1 protein-coding gene is annotated in these 1,535 nt (G+C 61.0%); it reads left to right on the top strand.

Translation table 11 applies throughout. The annotated features are described in order from the left end of the window. Nucleotides 1-1,535: DUF7507 domain-containing protein (locus tag B140_RS14160; protein WP_425304669.1), on the top strand; the 1,535-nt coding region annotated here is incomplete at both ends.

Here is a 1,535-nt window from a genome sequence, read left to right as displayed (position 1 = left end):
ACGCTGTCTGATGAGACGGTGGCGGGTGTTGGCGATGTTGTTAATATCCAGCCGAAGCAGATTGATCGGTTGAAGGTGGGTGAGTCCGGTGAGTTCACCGGTGAGCTGATCCTGCCTGAGGGCGGTCAGGACCATAAGGACGTCGCCAAGGCCGAGGGTGTGCCGCCGAGCCCGGAGAATCCGGACGAGCCGGGTGATGTTCCGCCGGTGCCGTCGGATGAGGACCCGGCTCATGCCAAGACCCCGAAGCCGAAGTCCGCGAAGATCGAGCTGAAGAAGTACATCGGTGCGAAGGCGGAGAACGCTGATTCGTTGTCGGTGGAAGAGGCTGAGGCGTTGAATGATTCTCAGACTGAGGCTGCGGCGCACGCTGCGAAGAAGCCTGGGGATGATTTGACGGTGGCGTTCGTGGTGGAGAACACCGGCGAGCTGGCGCTGAAGAATGTTCAGCTTTCTGATGAGGCCATCACTCAGGCGTTTACGAACGCCGTCGATGGCACCGAGGCTGGCATTGACGCGGATACGCCGCAGGTAACCAACATCCGAGTCGCTGACTTTGCCGGTAACGCTGAGAAGCAGAAGCTGCTGGCGGCGAGCGAGAAGGTCGTCTTTGTGGGCGATCTGAAAGCTCCGGCCGCGGGCAAGTTGCACGCAGACAAGGCAAAGTCCACGGGTACCCCGGTGGATGACGAGGGCAATGAGACCCCGTATGTGCCGGTGGACGATGAGGGCAATCCGATCAAGGATGAGTCCGGTCAGCCAAAGGTGAATGAGCCGGGTACGTCGGTGGAGTCTCACGAGGATCAGGCGCACGCCACGAGCCCGGAGGAGACCGAGGTCAAGTCGGAGCCGTCTACGACTCCGTCGGAGAAGCCCTCGGAGGATCCGGTGACTACGAGTGTTGAGCCGTCGGATGAGCCTTCTGAGGCTCCGAAGCCGTCGAAGTCTAAGCCTGTTCCTGAGCCGTCTTCGTCGGTGCCTTCGGAGTCGGAGGAGCCGAGTGAGACCGTGACCGAGGAGCGCCCTGAGCCGGGTGAACCGCGCATCGAGTTGAAGAAGTACATCAATGGTGATGACGCTGAGACCAAGGACGCTGCGGTTACGTTGAAGCCCGGTGATCCCGCGCCGGTGACGTTTGTGGTGACCAATACTGGTGACGTTGACGTCTTTAACGTCCGCGTGGACGATGAGACGATCGCGGGCACCGCTGGTGAGGTGACCGACATCAAGGCTGAGGGTTCCGATTCGGATGTGTTCGCTGGTCCGCTGAAGCCCGGCGAGAAGACGACCTTTACGGGCACGCTTGTGCTCGAGGAGGGCGGCTCGTATCACGCCGACCGTGCGCATGCCGAGGGAGTTCCGCCGAGTCCGGAGAATCCGGACGAGCCTGGTGATGTTCCGCCGGTGCCGTCGGATCCGGACGAGGGCCATGCCAAGACTCCGGGTGAGCCGAAGTTGGAGTTGAAGAAGTTCATCAACGATAACGATGCTCAGTCTGCTGATGAGGCTGAGGTGTTGAAGCCGGGTGAGAAGGC

Origin of the sequence: Corynebacterium mastitidis DSM 44356 (genome assembly GCF_000375365.1) — a bacterium.
Taxonomy (GTDB): Bacteria; Actinomycetota; Actinomycetes; order Mycobacteriales; family Mycobacteriaceae; genus Corynebacterium; species Corynebacterium mastitidis.
The sequence above is the reverse complement of the archived record's forward strand: the minus strand, read 5'-3'. Positions and strand labels throughout refer to the sequence as shown.